This window comes from Actinomycetospora sp. C-140 (genome assembly GCF_054796175.1).
This window is the reverse complement of sequence record NZ_JBTWNF010000001.1, coordinates 13,987-29,017: the sequence shown is the minus strand read 5'-3', so window position 1 is coordinate 29,017 and position 15,031 is coordinate 13,987. Positions and strand designations below refer to the sequence as shown.

Below are 15,031 nucleotides of genomic sequence, written 5' to 3'. Positions count from 1 at the left end.
GCCGTCCCCGACCGTCCCGCCACCGAGCTACCGACTCCCCTCGACCGATCCCCGTCGAGGGTGCCACCGAACCGGCCGGACGGTGGCGACCCGGTGAGGTCGTCAGGAGCCCGAGGACCGCGATGTGCCGGCCGGGTGGGCCTCCCGGCCCAGCGCCGTGGGCTGGTCGGAGTCCTGCTCGGAGGGTTGCGCAGACCGGTCCGGGAAGAACCGGACCTTGACGAGGCTCGCCACCGTGGTGATGGCCAGCACACCCACGATGACGGCGAGGGAGAGCTCGATGCCGATGACCCAGACGTCCACCGGCCGGCCGCCGTTGAGGAACGGAAGCGTGTTGGTGTGGAGCGCCTCGAGCACGAGCTTGACGCCGATGAACGCGAGGATGATCCCGAGGCCGTACTGGAGGTACACGAGCTTGCGCAGCAGGCCGCCGAGCAGGAAGTAGAGCTGGCGCAGCCCCATCAGCGCGAACATGTTGGCGGCGAACACGATGTAGGGATCGCGGGTCAGCCCGAAGATCGCGGGGATCGAGTCCAGCGCGAACAGCAGGTCGGTCGTGCCGATCGCGACCATCACGAACAGCATCGGCGTGACCAGCCACCGCATCCGGCCCGCGGCCGAGCGCCGCCGGACGACCGAGCGGGTGCCGACGTAGTCGTCGGTCATGGGCAGGACGCGCCGCAGCAGGCGCAGCACGGCGTTCTCGCGGTACTCCTCGTCGTCGTCGGACTCCGTGACGACCTTGAGCGCGGTGAGCACGAGGAACGCGCCGAACAGGTAGAACAGCCAGCTGAAGCGCTCGATCGCCGCCGCGCCGGCCAGGATGAACGCGCCGCGCAGCACGAGCGCGATGAGGATCCCGAACAGCAGCACGCGGTGCTGGTAGGCGCGCGGGACCGCGAACGCGCTCATGATCAGCAGGAAGACGAACAGGTTGTCGACCGAGAGCGAGTACTCCAGGACGTAGCCGGCGACGAACTCCGTCGCCTTGTCCTGCCCCGCCAGCAGGGCCAGCCCGCCCGCGAACAGCGCCGCGAGACCGACGTAGACGCCGACCCAGCGGGCCGCCTCGCGCACCCCGACCTCGTGGGGGCGGCGGCCGACGATGGCCAGGTCCAGGGCGAGCACGGCCAGCAGACCCACGATGGTCAGGGCCCACACCCAGAACGGCACGTACATCCGACGGTCTCCGATCCCTCCGGGGTGCCGTCAGGGCAGACGGCTCCGCCGGAGGTCTCTCCCGTCGTCCGTTCGGACGACCGGCGGCCCCGGGCACCGACACCGGTCCTCCGACCGGTGCGGCGGCCGTGCTGACGAGGCCGACGCGCAGGGATACTCCCCTCCGCCACGCAGTGTGTCACCTCCGTGAGCGCAGCGCGACGGGGCCCCGGGTGGCGCGTCCCACCCCGGGAGGGGCGCTCACGACCAGCACAGACGCCGCTGGGTTAGCGTGGATTTCGTGATCAGCCGCCCGCTGCGGGTCCTCGGCGTCGTGCTCACCGTCGGCCTGCTCGGGCTCGTGACGGCGGCCGCGGGGTCGGCGGCGCCCGCGCCCGGCGCCGGGACCGGGGTGCGGAGCGAGAACCTGCGCATCGACGTGCGCGACGGCCCGGCCCGCGACCAGCCGCAGAGCCTCGACGCCACCCTGTGGCTGCCCGCGACGACTGGTCCCGCGCCGGCGGTGCTCGTCGCGCACGGCTTCGGGGGCAGCAAGGACTCGGTCGCGGCGGACGCCCGCGCCTGGGCCGAGCGCGGCTACGTGGCGCTGGCGTGGTCGGCCCGCGGGTTCGGCGCCAGCACCGGGCAGATCGCCCTGAACTCCCCCGACTACGAGGTCGCCGACGCCCAGCAGCTCGTCGACTGGCTCGCCGCGCGCCCGGAGGTCCGTCAGGACGCGCCGGGCGACCCGCGGGTCGGCGTCACCGGCGAGTCCTACGGCGGGGCGCTCGCGCTGCTGCTGGCCGGGACCGACCGCCGGGTCGACGCGACCATCCCCGTCATCACCTGGAACGACCTCGGCCAGGCGCTCTTCCCGAACCGCGCGGGCGCCGACCCGGCCTCGACCCCGGCCGCGAGCGCCGCCGCCCCCGACGGAGTGTTCAAGCGCGCCTGGGCTGCGCTGTTCTTCGGCAGCGGCTCGCGCCCGGCGCCCGGGCAGGAGGCCGCGGCGCCCCAGGTGTGCGGACGGTTCCTGCCCGAGGTGTGCGCCGGGTACGTCGCGGCGATCACCACCGGGCGCGAGCCCGCCGACCTCGCGGGCTTCTTCGCGCAGGCCTCGCCGGCGAGCGTCGCCGAGCGCATCGCCGCGCCGACCCTGCTCGTCCAGGGCGAGCGGGACACCCTCTTCGGCCTCGACCAGGCGGACGCCACCGCCCGCGAGATCGCCGCGGGCGGCGGGACCGTCGCGGTGAGCTGGTTCGCCGGCGGCCACGACGGCGGCGGCCCCGACCAGCGCACCACCGCCCGCATGCAGGCGTGGTTCGACCACCACCTCGCCGGCACCGCACCCGACCCGGGCACGGCGTTCACCTACGTCGTGCCGTCCGGGGTCCAGGCGCGCAGCGCCCCGACCCAGCGGACGATCACGGCGAGCACCTACCCCGGCCTCGACGGCGGCGCGGGCACCCCGCGGACGGCGCTGCCGTTGCGCGGCGAGGCGCAGGACGTCGTCGCCCCCGCGGGCGGTGCGCCGTCCGCGATCTCCTCCGTGCCGGGACTGGCCGGGCTCGCCGGCGCGGCGGGCGGCGGCTCGGGAGGGGGATCGGGCGGTGGCTCGGGTGGCGGCTCGGGGGACGACGAGGACGACGGCGGCTCCGGGGGCGGCTCGGGCGGGGGCTCCGGGGGCGGCGGGGGCGGCTCCGGGGGCGGCGGCTCCGGCGGGGCGTCGGCGCTGCTGGGTCGCCTGGCGTCGGACCTGCCCGGCCAGGCGGCGACGTTCTCGACCGACCCGCTGGCCGCCCGCACGGTCGTCGCCGGCGCGCCGCGGGTGCGGCTCTCGGTGTCGGCGGTGCCGGGACGCCCGTCGGGCGAGCCGGTGCTGTTCGCCAAGGTCTACGACGTGGCGGCCGGCGACGGCGGCCCGGGCACCCGGACCCTGCTCGGCAACGCCGTCTCGCCGCTGCGCCTGCCCGCCCCCGGTGCGACACCCACCGAGGTCGAGGTCAGCCTCCCGGCCGTCGTCGCGACGCTGCCGGCGGGGCACCGGCTCGAGGTCGCCGTCGCGACCACCGACCAGGCGTACTCCGCAGCGACCGCACCGGCGGTGTACCGGATCGGGCTCGCCGGGGACTCCGCGCTGTCGGTGCCGTCGGTGCCCGGCGACGTCCGCAGCGGGACCTCGGTGCCGCTCGCCCCGCTGATCGCGGCCGGGGTGCTGCTGCTCGGGGTGCTCGTCGCCTGGCTCACCGCCCGGGTGCTCGCCGCCCGCCGACGGCGCCGCGACCTCGAGCCCGGCGGCGTCCTGGCCCTCGAGGAGGAGCTCGCCGACACGCCGCTGGTCGTGCGGGGGCTGTCGAAGTCGTGGCCCAGCGGGCTCGTGGCGGTCGACGACGTCTCGTTCACCGTCGAGCGCGGGCAGGTGCTGGGCCTGCTCGGGCCCAACGGCGCCGGGAAGACGACGACCCTGCGGATGCTGCTCGGCCTCATCGCCCCGAGCGCAGGCGAGCTGCGCATCTTCGGCCGCCGCGTGGTCGCCGGCGCGCCGGTGCTCGCGCGCGTCGGCGCGTTCGTCGAGGGCGCCGGGTTCCTGCCGCACCTGTCGGGGCGCGACAACCTCGAGCTCTTCTGGGCCGCCACCGGCCGCCCGCCGGAGGAGGCGCACCTCGACGAGGCGCTGGAGATCGCCGGGCTCGGGACGGCGGTCGAGCGCGCCGTGCGGACCTACAGCCAGGGCATGCGCCAGCGCCTGGCCATCGCCCAGGCGATGCTCGGCCTGCCCGACCTGCTCGTGCTCGACGAACCCACCAACGGCCTCGACCCGCCCCAGATCCACGCGATGCGCGAGGTGCTGCGCTCGTACGCGCGCGGCGGTCCGGGAGACGCAGCGGAGCGGAGCTCGACCCGTGACGGGCGCACGGTCCTCGTGTCGAGCCACCTGCTCGCCGAGGTCGAGCAGACGTGCGACCACGTCGTCGTCATGCACCACGGCCGTGTCGTCGCCACCGGCGAGGTCGCCGAGCTGGTCGCCGGCGGCCAGGTCGCGGTGACGGTCTCCGGGCGCCGCGACGAGGCGGTGTCGGTGCTGCGCGGCCGCAACGGCGTGCGTGACGTCGAGCCCGACCCGTCCGCCACCGACGTCGTCCTCGTCGACCTCGGCGGCGTCGACCGCGCCGAGGTCGTGCGCACCCTGGTGGAGGCCGGCTTCGAGGTGCGCGGCGTCGGACCCCGGCGCCGCCTCGAGGACGCCTTCCTGGCGCTGATCGGGGAGGAGGCCCCCCGCCCGTGAGCACGACGTCGCTCGGTGAACCCCGCACGCTGCCCGTCCGCGTCGAGCTGGCCCGGCAGTGGCGCCGGCGCCGGACCCAGGTGACGCTCGGCCTGTTCGCCCTGCTGCCGGTGATCCTCTGGATCGCGTTCTCGGTCGGCGACGCCCCCCAGCGGGGCACCGCGGCCACGAGCCTCACCGACCTCGCCCAGGCCTCCGGGCCGAACTTCGCGGTGTTCGCGCTGTTCTCGTCGGCGAGCTTCCTGTTCGTCGTGGTCGTGGCGCTCTTCTTCGGCGACACGGTCGCGAGCGAGGCGTCGTGGTCGTCACTGCGCTACCTGCTCGCGATCCCGGTGCCGCGCGTGCGGCTGCTGCGGCAGAAGACGATCGTCGCGGCGCTGCTGTCGCTGGCGACGCTCGTGGTGCTGCCCGTCGTGGCGATCGTGCTCGGGACGCTGGTGTACGGAGCGGGCGACTACCTCTCCCCCACCGGCGAGTCCCTGCCCTACGGCACGGCGATCGTGCGGATCCTGCTCGCGGTGGCGTACCTGGCGGTCCACCTGCTGTGGGTGGCGGGCGTCGCGACGCTGTTCTCGGTGCTCACCGACGCCCCGCTCGGCGCGGTCGGCGGCGCCGTGCTCGTGTCGATCCTGTCGCAGATCCTCGACACGGTCGACGCGCTCGGCTCGCTGCGCAACGTCCTGCCGACCCACGACGTGTTCGCCTTCGCCGACCTGCTCACCCTCGACGTCGACGGCACCGACCTCGCCCGCGGCGTCCTCTCGGCCCTGGTCTGGTGCATCGCCTTCGGCGCCACGGCGGTCTGGTACTTCCGCCGCAAGGACATCACCAGCTAGCGAGGTCCGGGGAGTTGTCAGCCTGGCGTCCACGCTGGCGTCAGACGTCAGGAAATCCACCCGCTCGACCTGTCGATCGGTCCGGCTCCGTCCGTGGTGGGGGTGACACCCGCACACGCCGAGGAGCTCGCCATGGTCACCACCGCCACGCTGATCGCCGTCCCCGCCGCGGCGCTCGCCGCGCTCGTCGCGAGCGGGACCTACTACTGCGCCCTCGGCGTCGTGCTCGCCCGAGCCCGGCCGGCCGGCGCCCCGGAGCGTTCGGGCGGGGCCACCGCAGTGGTGGAGCTCGCCCGCAACGTCGTGCTCGCCGCCGGGGCCGCCGTGCTGCTCGCCGCCGTCGGCGTCGCCGGCGTCGGGGCGGCGCTGCTGCTCGCGGCCGGGCTGTGGGTGGCGTTCCCCGTCGTCCTGCTCGCCGGCTCGGTGTTCCACGAGAGCGTGCCGACCGCGGTCGCCGCCCTGCACGCCGGCGACTGGCTGATCAAGCCCTGATCAGCGCGTGAGGTCCCGCTCGCGCACCAACCGGCGCAGCGTCCGGGCGATCTCCTCCGCCTCCGCGCCGGGGACCCGCCCGACGACCACCGTCGAGCGGTGGCCCGCGCTGAGGACGACGTCGGCGCTGCCGTAGCGGTCGCGGGCCGCGGTGGTGTGGACGATCGGCGGTCGGCCGAACGACCGCCGCCGCGGGATGCCGGCGCCGGCGGCGCTCCACGCGACGCAGTCGAGACGGACCGCGGGCGTGCGGAGGCGCTGCCCGAGCAGCCAGCAGCCCGCGACGCCGAACAGCACCACGAAGGGCGCCAGCACCACCGTCGCGACCGAGAACGGCGCCGACAGCAGACCGGCGACGCCGACGACGGCCACGAGCAGCAGCCCGCCGATCGCCACCTCGTCCCGACCACCCGGACGTTGCCGGATCTCGATCACCGCCGGCCGGGCGCCCACCGTGACGTGCGCCGTCGCGAGGACGTCGACGAACCCGTCGGTGTCCACCGCGGCGACGGTAGTGCACCCTCGTCGGCGACCGCCCGACGCTGCGGACGCTGTCGCTCAGCGCACAAGAAGGCCGTTCCTGCCCGGAATCGGGCAGGAAACTGGCACCGACGCGTCCCTCGACGGCAGTGTGGCCGGAATGGACCCCGAGCTCGTGCGCCACGTGGCGACGTCGACGGGTCTGTCCGGGGAGGTCGCCGCCCGCGTGGTGGCCGACGTCGTCGCCTACTACTCCGAGACCACCGAGGAGTACGTGCGGCGGCGACACCGGGAGCTGCAGGCCCGAGACCGTCGCAACGCGGAGATCTGGACGCTGATCGCCGACGAGCTCGCGCACCGTCCGGTCGCGCCGGGCACGGTCACCGAACGGCGCCTGCGGCGCATCGTCTACGGCTGAAGGGGGAGGCACCCATGTGCGGCATCGTGGGGTACGTCGGCAACCGTCCGGCGACCAAGATCCTGGTCGAAGGGCTCGCGCGGCTGGAGTACCGCGGCTACGACTCGGCCGGGCTGGCCGTGGTGCACCGCAAGGCGCTGCGGACGACGCGCGCCGTGGGCCGGGTCGACGACCTGCGCGCGGCGGTCGGCGACGACGAGTCCCCCGGACGCACGGGCATCGCCCACACCCGCTGGGCCACACACGGCGAGCCCAGCGAGCGCAACGCGCACCCCCACACCGACGCGGCCGGCCGGATCGCCGTCGTGCACAACGGCATCCTCGAGAACGCCGACGAGCTGCGCGCGAAGCTGGCCGCCGAGGGCGTCGCCCTGCGCTCGGACACCGACACCGAGGTCCTCCCCCACCTCGTCGCGCGCGCCCTCGACGGCGGGTCGCCCTCGCTCGAGGAGGCCGTCCGCGAGGCACTGCGCAGCGTCGAGGGCACCTACGGGCTGGTCGTGCTCGACGCGCGCCACCCCGAGGAGCTCGTCGTCGCCCGCAACGGCAGCCCGATCGTGCTCGGGCTGGGCGACGGCGAGATGTTCGTCGCCTCCGACGTCGCGGCGCTCGTGCGCCACACCCGCCAGGTGGTGTTCCTCGCCGACGGGGAGATCGCGACGCTGACCGCCGCCGGCTACGAGGGCTCGCGCCTCGGCCCGCCCACGACCGTCGACGTCGACGACGCCGACTTCGACCTCGACGGCCACCCCGACTTCCTGTCCAAGGAGATCTACGAGCAGCCCGCGGCGCTGCAGCGGATGCTCGCGGGCCGGCTCGACGCCCGCTTCGCGACCGCCCGGCTCGACGGCCTGCACCTCGATCCCCGCGAGCTGCGCGGCATCCGGCGCGTGACGTTCCTGGGCTGCGGGTCCGCGCTCTACGCCGGGCAGATCGGCGCCGGGCTGGTCGAGGAGCTCGCCCGCATCCCGTCGGACGCCGAGCAGGCCAGCGAGTTCCGCTACCGCAACCCGCTCGTCGACCCCGAGACGCTCTACGTCGCCGTGAGCCAGTCCGGCGAGACGATCGACACCCTCGCCGCCGTCGAGGAGCTGCAGCGCAAGGGCGGCCGCGTCGTGGGCGTCGTCAACGTCATCGGCTCGGCGATCGCCCGCCAGTGCGGCGCGGGGACGTTCCTGCACGCCGGGCCCGAGGTGTCGGTGGCCTCGACGAAGGCGTTCAGCTCGATGGTCACGTCGTTCGCGCTGCTCGCACTGCTGCTCGGGCGGGTGCGCGACCTGTCCTCGGCGCACGGCTCGCGCCTGGTCGAGGGGCTGCGCCGGCTGCCGGACGCGGTCGAGACGGCGCTGGAGTCGGCCGACGAGGTCGAGGCGGTGGCCCGGCGCTACGCCGACGCGCGCTCGATGTTCTACCTGGGCCGGGTGCGGGGCGCCGCGGTCGCCCGCGAGGGCGCGCAGAAGCTCAAGGAGATCTCCTACGTGCACGCCGAGGCCTACGCGGCCGCGGAGCTCAAGCACGGCCCCCTCGCCCTGATCGACGCGGCGATGCCCTCGGTGGTCGTGATCCCCGACGACGAGCTGCTGAGCAAGAACATCAGCACCGTCGAGCAGATCAAGGCCCGCGGCGGCCCGGTGATCGCCGTGACCAACGCGGAGATCCCCGACGGGCTCGCCGACGCCGTCCTGCGCGTCCCGCGCCTGGAGCCCGAGCTCGACCCGATCCTGCTGGGCGTGCCGCTGCAGCTGCTCGCCTACCACTGCGCGCGGGCGCTGGGCCGCGACATCGACAAGCCCCGCAACCTCGCCAAGAGCGTCACGGTCGAATAGCCCTCGTGAGCAGTTGGCGCCCTCGGAGGGGCGCCAACTGCTCACGTACCGGGGACGCCCACCTCGATCGTCAGCGGGCCGTCCGGGTCGGGGGCGTCGACACAGGCGTGCCCGCCCGGGCGCAGCGCGCCGGCCACGATCCGGCGGGACAGGGCGCGGTCGACCTCGCGGGTGACGACGCGGCGCATCGGCCGGGCGCCGAGGGCCGGGTCGTGGCCGCGGGCCACGAGGGCGTCGACGGCCGCCGGCGTCACCGTCAGCCCGACCTCCTGGGCCGCGAGACGCTCGCGGGTGCCGTCGAGCATCAGCTCGACCACGGCGCGCCGGGCGTCCGGGTCGAGCGGCGTGAACAGCACGACCTCGTCGATCCGCCCGAGGAACTCCGGGCGCAGCGCGCGGGCCAGCGCCGTGACGACGCTCGCCCGGGCCGCGTCGGGGTCGCCGCCCTCGGTCAGCGACGCGGCGCCGAGGTTGCTCGTCATGATCACGACGGCGTCGGCGAACGACACCGTCCGCCCGCGCCCGTCGGTGAGCCGACCGGCGTCGAGCACCCCGAGCAGCAGCGCGAGCACGTCCGGGTGCGCCTTCTCGATCTCGTCGAGCAGCACCACGCACGACGGCGTGCGCCGGATCGCCTCGGTGAGCTCGCCGGGCCGGTCGTGCCCGACGTAGCCGGGCGGGGCGCCGGTGAGGCGGCTGACCGTGTGGGCCTCGCGGAACTCGCCGAGGTCGAGACGCACGAGGCGCTCGTCGGAGCCGTGCAGGGCCTCGGCCAGGGCACGTGCCAGCTCCGTCTTCCCGACGCCGGTCGGGCCCGCAAAGAGGAACGACGCGACGGGCCGCCCGGGCTGGCCCATCCCCGCCCGGCCCGCGAGCACCGCGTCGGTGACCGCCTCGAGCGCGTGGTCCTGGCCCACCACCCGCCGGCGCAGGTGGTCGGCGAGCCCGAGCAGGCGGCTGCGCTCGGAGTCGGTGAGGTGCGCGACGGGCAGGCCGGTGCGGTCGGCGACCACCTGGGCGACGTCGGCGACGGTCACCGTCCCCGACGCGCTCGGGTCCTCCCCCCGCCGCAGCCGCACCCGTGCCGCGGCGGTGTCGAGCGCGTCGATCGCCTTGTCGGGGAGGAAACGGTCGCGGACGTGGCGGGCGGTGAGCTCCACCGCGGCCCGGCGCACGTCCTCGGGCAGCCGTACGCGGTGGTGCTCCTCGTAGCGGGCGCGCAGCCCGTCGAGGATGGCCACGGTCTCCTCGACGGTGGGCTCGTCGACGGTGATCGGCGCGAACCGGCGCTCGAGCGCGGGGTCGGACTCGACGTGGCGGCGGTACTCCTCGAGCGTCGTCGCCCCGACCACCTGCAGGTCGCCGCGCGCCAGGGCCGGCTTGAGGATGTCCGCGGCGTCCATCGTCCCCTCGACGCCCGCGCCCGCCCCGACGACGGTGTGCAGCTCGTCGAGGAAGAGCACGACGCCCCGCTCGGTCGCGGTGACCTCGTCGACCAGGCGCCGCAACCGCTCCTCGAACTCGCCGCGGTACTTCGTGCCCGCGACGAGGCCGGCCAGGTCGATCGCCACGACGCGCCGCCCCGACGGGCCGGGGACCGTCCCCGCGGCGATCCGCGCGGCGATCCCCTCGACGATCGCGGTCTTGCCGACGCCCGGGTCGCCGACGAGCACCGGGTTGTTCTTGGTGCGCCGTCCGAGGATCTCCAGCACCGCGGCGACCTCGCGCTCGCGGCCGACGACGGGGTCGAGGCGCCCGGCGCGCGCGGCCGCCGTGAGGTCGCGCCCGAAGCGGTCCAGCACCGGCGTGCGGGTGTCCCCGCGCGGACGTCCGGTCGGGCGCTCGTCCGCGCCCGGCTCGGGCCGGCCGAGGTCGCCGAAGCCCTCGACGAGCCGGCCGATCAGCTCCTCGATCGGGTTGGAGAAGTCCCCCGGGCCGTCCCGGGGATCACGGCGGGCGTCATCGCTCACGAGTCCATCATGCGCGCGTCATCGACGGTCCAGCGCGGCTGCGCTCCGTGTCCTCAGCAGGACGGCTCGACCGAGAGGACGCCGGGCAGGGTGCGGACGCGGTCGGCGAACTCGGCGCACTCGGTGCTGGTGAGCGCGACGGTGCACTGGACGCACGAGCAGCTGACGCCCTCGTGGACGTCGACCGAGAAGTCCGGGATGCGGTAGCCGAACGAGCGCAGCGCGGACGCGAGGTCCATGACGCCGGGCATGCCGCCGGTGGTGAGGATCGTGAACGGGCGGGGCAGCCGCGAGGCGCGTCGCGGGGCGGGGGCGGTGCGGGGCTGCTCGATGGTCGTCACGACTGGGCTCCCGAGGATCCGGTGGTGGAAGTGGATCCGAGCCAGGTCTCGGCGGACCGCTACGAGCCCCTGAGGGGCGAGCGGTGGTGCGCGCCGGGGCCCTGGCTCACCCGGCGCGCCGAAGTACTACCTCTCGACGGAGCGCTGCCTGCATGACGAGCATGTTACCCCCGCCACTCCGATGGTCAACTCGGCACCCCGGCGCGTCCGGCCCGATCGGGTGATCGTCGCCCGTGATCACGGCACGCCGTCGCGCTCCGATCACCACGCGTCATCAGCCCGACCGGAGACTGGTCCCGACGCGGCGTCATCGGGAAAACTGGTGACGATATGTGACCGATCGCGGGGCAGGGGCGGGATTGAGCGAGTCCACCATCGGGTCCGTCGTGGGCGGGGTGCGCCTGGACGCCGAGATCGGCCGCGGTGGCATGGGCGTCGTCTACCGGGGCTTCCAGACCGCCCTCAACCGCACGGTGGCGGTGAAGGTCGTCCGCGGCGCGTTCGCCGACGACGAGGACTACCGCGCCCGGTTCCGGCGGGAGTGCGAGCTCGCCGCCTCCCTCGAGCACCCGCACGTCGTCCCGATCTACTCCGCCGACGTCGACGAGGGCCGGCTGTCGGTCGTCATGCGGTTCGTGGACGGCCTCGACCTCGCCGCGGTCCTCGGGCGTCACGGCCGGCTCTCCCCGTCCTACGCCGTCGAGCTGATCGGCCAGATCGGCTCCGCGCTCGACGCCGCGCACCGCCAGGGCCTGGTCCACCGCGACGTGAAGCCCGCCAACATCCTCGTGAGCAGTGCCGACGGCCGGCCGCACGCCTACCTCACCGACTTCGGGCTGAGCCGCGCCGGCACCGACCCCCGGGGGATCACCGGCAGCGGCGTGCTCATGGGCACGCCCGAGTACATGGCCCCGGAGCAGTACGAGGCGTCCCGTGGCCCCGACCCGCGCAGCGACGCCTACGCCCTCGGCTGCGTGCTCTACCAGTGCCTCACCGGACGCGCGCCGTTCCGTCAGGACTCGGCCGCCGGCCTGATGTGGGCGCACCTCTCCGCGCCGCCCCCGTCGCCCCGCGCGGAGGTCCCGACGCTGCCGCCGGCGGTCGACGCCGTCGTGGCGCGGGCGATGGCCAAGCGGCCCGAGGAGCGCTACGGCTCGGCCGGCGAGATGGTCCGCGCGTTCCGCGACGCGGTCACCGGTCCGGTCGGATCGTGGACGCCGACGCAGTCCAGCCCATCCGTCGTGCGGACGGCGACCATCCCCCGGCCCGCCACCGCACCGGCACCGTGGACGCCCGGTCCACCACCACCCCAGCAGCAGCCACCCCCACAGCCGCCACCCCCGTCGCAGCCACCGGAACCGGTCGCCGGGACGCCGCGCCGGTCCCGGTGGCTCACCGTGGGTGTGCCGGTCGCCGCCGTGCTGCTGGTGGCGGCGGTGGTCGCGGCCGTCGCGCTCGTGCCCTGGAACCGGGCCGGCTCGATCGCCGGGGCCGCCATCAGCATCGGGCGCAAGCCGCTCGACGTCGAGGTCGGTGCCGGGTCGGTGTGGACGGCCAACGCCGACGACGGCTCCGTGTCCCGGGTCGACCCGGCCACCGGCGCCGCCACGACGATCCCGGTCGGCGGCTATCCGTCCCAGCTCGTCGTCACCCCGGAGGCCCTCTGGGTGCTCGATCTCTACACGTCGGTGAACCGTGTCGACCTGGCCACGGGCACCCAGACGGAGGTGGCCGGGCCGGGCGCGGGGATCACCGCGATCGAGGGCGGCGGCGGCTACCTGTGGATGGCCCACGGCGACACGAACACGGTCTCGCGCATCGACATGGCCACGCGGCGCCTCGACCCGCTGCCGCCGGTCCCGGTGGGCCGCCGCCCGAGCACCCTGGCGTGGGTCGGCGACACGCTGTTCGTCGGGAACGCCGACGACCGCACGATCTCGCTGATCGACCGCAGCGGCCAGCAGTTCTTCCCGCCGATCGTCTTCTCCACCGACGTCGGCGGGATGGAGGTCGAGGGCGGGACGGTCTACGTCGTCTTCGGGGACGCGAACGCGCCCGCCGACCAGGCGCGCTTCCTCACCCGCCCCGTCGAGGCCGCGTCCCACGTCGTCGGCGACCCGATCGACCTCGGGCCCGCCTCGTGGTTCGAGGTCGGGCACGGCGCCGGCTGGGCCGCCTACCCGTTCGCCGACGAGATCCGGCGGATCGACCTGCAGACCGGCACCGCGAGCGGCGACCCGATCGAGGGTGTGGGCCGCGACGTCGGCGCGATGCGCGCCGACGGCACCGACCTGTGGGTCACCGACATCCGCGAGAACACCCTGACCCGGGTGGCGCTCGAGTAGGTCGTCAGACCATCACGATCCCGCCGTCGATCATCACCGCCTGCCCGGTCATGTAGTCGGCGTCGCGGCTCGCGAGGTAGGAGACGAACGACGCGACGTCCTCGGGCGTCTGGACCCGGCCGAGCGCGATGAGCTGCGAGTACTGCTGCAGCGCCTCGCCCTTGCCGGTGCCGAGATAGCCGCCGAGGCCCTCGTCGATCTCGTCCCACATGGTCGTGCCGACGATGCCCGGGCAGTAGGCGTTGACGGTGATCTGGTGGCTCGCGAGCTCCTTGGCGGCGGCCTGGGTCAGCGCCCGCACCGCGAACTTCGACGCCGAGTAGTGCCCGAGGTGGTCGAAGCCCTGGTGCCCGGCGATCGAGGCGGCGTTGATGATCTTCCCACCGCGCCCCTGCTCGATCATCGCCTCGGCCGCGGCCTGCAGGCACCAGAGCACGCCGCCGACGTTGATCCCGAGCATGCGCTGCAGGTCCTCGGGCGTGACCTCGAGCAGCGTCTTGACCTGGGCGATGCCCGCGTTGGCGACCATGACGTCGATCGACCCGAAGCGCTCGCGCGCCGCGGCGACCAGCGCCGTGCAGGCATCCTTGTCCGCGACGTCGGTGGCGGTCGCCGCCGCCTGCCCGCCGGCGTCGGTGATCTCCTTCGCGACGCCCTGAGCGGTGGTCCCGTCGATGTCGGAGACCATCACGGCCAGCCCGTCACCCGCGAGCCGGCGGGCGATGGCCGCACCGATCCCCCGCCCGGCGCCGGTCACGACGGCTGTTCTCGTCCCTGCGGCGGTCACGGGTGCACCAGGATCTTCACGTTGGTCTCCTTGTGGTCGATGAGCTCGCGGAAGCCCTGCTCGACGATGTCCTCGAGCGGGATGCGGCCGGTGATGAACTGGTCGACGTCGACGACGCCGGAACGGATGAGGTCGATGACCTCGGGGTGCCGGCCCGCGTAGGCCAGCGAGCCGATCAGCCGGATCTCGGAGAACACGAGGGTGTTCACGTCGAAGGTCGCGGGGTGGCCCCAGATCGAGACGTTGATGCAGGTGCCGCCGGGGCGGGTGGACGCGACGGCCTGGGCGAGGACGGGGTCGAGGCCGGCGCACTCGAACGTCACGTCCGCGCCCGCCCCGTCGGTCAGCTCGCGGATGCGCTCCGGCACGTCCTCCTGCGTGGGGTCGAGGACGACGTCGGCGCCCGCGCCGGGGGCCTTCGCCTTGCGCGCGTCGGCGGGCTCGACGACGACGATCTGACCGGCGCCCGCCGCGCGCAGCGCCGCGGCCGTGACCAGCCCGATCGGGCCGGACCCGAACACCGCGGCGGTCTGGCCCTTCTCGATCCCCGACAGCTTGGTGGCGTGGTAGCCGACGGCGAGCGGCTCGACGAGCGCGCCCTGCTCGGCGGACAGACCGTCGATGGGGTGCACCCAGCGCTGGTCGACGACCATCCTCTCGGCGAACCCGCCCTGGTCCCCGTCGAGGCCGATGAACCCCAGCTGGCGGCAGACGTTGTAGCGCCCGGCCCGGCAGGCCACGCACGTCCCGCACACGTCGTAGGGCTCGACGACGACGCGGTCGCCCTCGGACACGCCCGTGACGCCCGAGCCCACCCCGGCCACCACGCCCGAGAACTCGTGCCCGAGCGTGATCGGGATGGCGCCGCCGGTCAGCGGGTGCGGTGCCTGCGGGGTGGGCGTGAAGATCGGGCCGTCGAGGAACTCGTGGAGGTCGGTGCCGCAGATGCCGCACCACTCGACGGCGACCTGGACCTGGCCGGCGGCCGGCGTGGGTTCGGGCACGTCCTCGACGCGCACGTCACCCCGGCCGTGGAAGCGAGCAGCCTTCATGGGTCCTCCTGCGGGAGACGGAGCGGAGCGGAGCTCGACC

12 protein-coding genes are annotated in these 15,031 nt (G+C 74.8%); 6 read left to right on the top strand and 6 right to left on the bottom strand.

The genetic code is table 11. The features are described from left to right. Positions 1–102 precede the first annotated feature (102 nt). Positions 103–1,179, bottom strand: a complete 1,077-nt coding sequence (locus tag ACR9E3_RS00125; protein ID WP_460377481.1) for a TerC family protein — start codon at positions 1,177–1,179, stop codon at positions 103–105. A gap of 280 nt (positions 1,180–1,459) precedes the next feature. On the opposite strand from ACR9E3_RS00125, the gene ACR9E3_RS00120 reads away from it, so the two are divergent. The 3 genes from ACR9E3_RS00120 (at position 1,460) to ACR9E3_RS00110 (ending at position 5,772) form a co-directional block, all read left to right on the top strand. Next, positions 1,460–4,444 carry an alpha/beta fold hydrolase gene (locus ACR9E3_RS00120; protein WP_460377480.1) on the top strand — a complete coding sequence of 995 codons (2,985 nt, stop codon included), beginning with the start codon at positions 1,460–1,462 and terminating at the stop codon, positions 4,442–4,444. After that, positions 4,441–5,280 (top strand): ABC transporter permease, encoded by an 840-nt coding sequence (locus tag ACR9E3_RS00115; RefSeq protein ID WP_460377479.1) that lies wholly within the window; start codon positions 4,441–4,443, stop codon positions 5,278–5,280. The genes ACR9E3_RS00120 and ACR9E3_RS00115 overlap by 4 nt, the downstream gene beginning before the upstream one ends. A gap of 132 nt (positions 5,281–5,412) precedes the next feature. Beyond that, positions 5,413–5,772, top strand: a complete 360-nt coding sequence (locus ACR9E3_RS00110; RefSeq protein WP_460377478.1) for a DUF1761 family protein — start codon at positions 5,413–5,415, stop codon at positions 5,770–5,772. On the opposite strand, the gene ACR9E3_RS00105 is transcribed toward ACR9E3_RS00110, so the two are convergent. After that, a complete protein-coding gene (locus ACR9E3_RS00105) occupies positions 5,773–6,273 on the bottom strand; it encodes a hypothetical protein (RefSeq protein WP_460377477.1) in 501 nt (166 codons plus the stop codon). It lies immediately after the preceding gene. Positions 6,274–6,412: 139 nt separating this feature from the next. Between ACR9E3_RS00105 and ACR9E3_RS00100 the strand changes: the two genes are divergently transcribed. Continuing rightward, positions 6,413–6,670: a hypothetical protein gene (locus tag ACR9E3_RS00100; protein WP_460377476.1), complete on the top strand. Its 258-nt coding sequence runs from the start codon at positions 6,413–6,415 to the stop codon at positions 6,668–6,670. Between the two features lie 14 nt (positions 6,671–6,684). After that, complete coding sequence (glmS, locus tag ACR9E3_RS00095) at positions 6,685–8,496, top strand: glutamine--fructose-6-phosphate transaminase (isomerizing) (RefSeq protein ID WP_460377475.1); 1,812 nt, start codon at positions 6,685–6,687, stop codon at positions 8,494–8,496. Positions 8,497–8,537: 41 nt separating this feature from the next. Here the strand turns inward: glmS and ACR9E3_RS00090 are convergent, their stop codons facing one another. Both ACR9E3_RS00090 and ACR9E3_RS00085 read right to left on the bottom strand, forming a co-directional pair. Then, complete coding sequence (locus ACR9E3_RS00090) at positions 8,538–10,466, bottom strand: ATP-dependent Clp protease ATP-binding subunit (RefSeq protein ID WP_460377474.1); 1,929 nt, start codon at positions 10,464–10,466, stop codon at positions 8,538–8,540. A gap of 53 nt (positions 10,467–10,519) precedes the next feature. Next, positions 10,520–10,807, bottom strand: coding sequence for a hypothetical protein (locus ACR9E3_RS00085; protein WP_460377473.1), 288 nt, complete (start codon positions 10,805–10,807; stop codon positions 10,520–10,522). Between the two features lie 359 nt (positions 10,808–11,166). On the opposite strand from ACR9E3_RS00085, the gene ACR9E3_RS00080 reads away from it, so the two are divergent. Next, entirely contained in the window at positions 11,167–13,152 is a 1,986-nt protein-coding gene (locus ACR9E3_RS00080) for a protein kinase domain-containing protein (RefSeq protein WP_460377472.1), read from the top strand. A 4-nt stretch (positions 13,153–13,156) separates the two neighbouring features. Here the strand turns inward: ACR9E3_RS00080 and ACR9E3_RS00075 are convergent, their stop codons facing one another. Beyond that, positions 13,157–13,909 (bottom strand): acetoin reductase, encoded by a 753-nt coding sequence (locus ACR9E3_RS00075; RefSeq protein WP_460377471.1) that lies wholly within the window; start codon positions 13,907–13,909, stop codon positions 13,157–13,159. Between the two features lie 26 nt (positions 13,910–13,935). Then, positions 13,936–14,991 (bottom strand): 2,3-butanediol dehydrogenase, encoded by a 1,056-nt coding sequence (locus ACR9E3_RS00070; RefSeq protein WP_460377470.1) that lies wholly within the window; start codon positions 14,989–14,991, stop codon positions 13,936–13,938. Between the last annotated feature and the right edge of the window lie 40 nt (positions 14,992–15,031).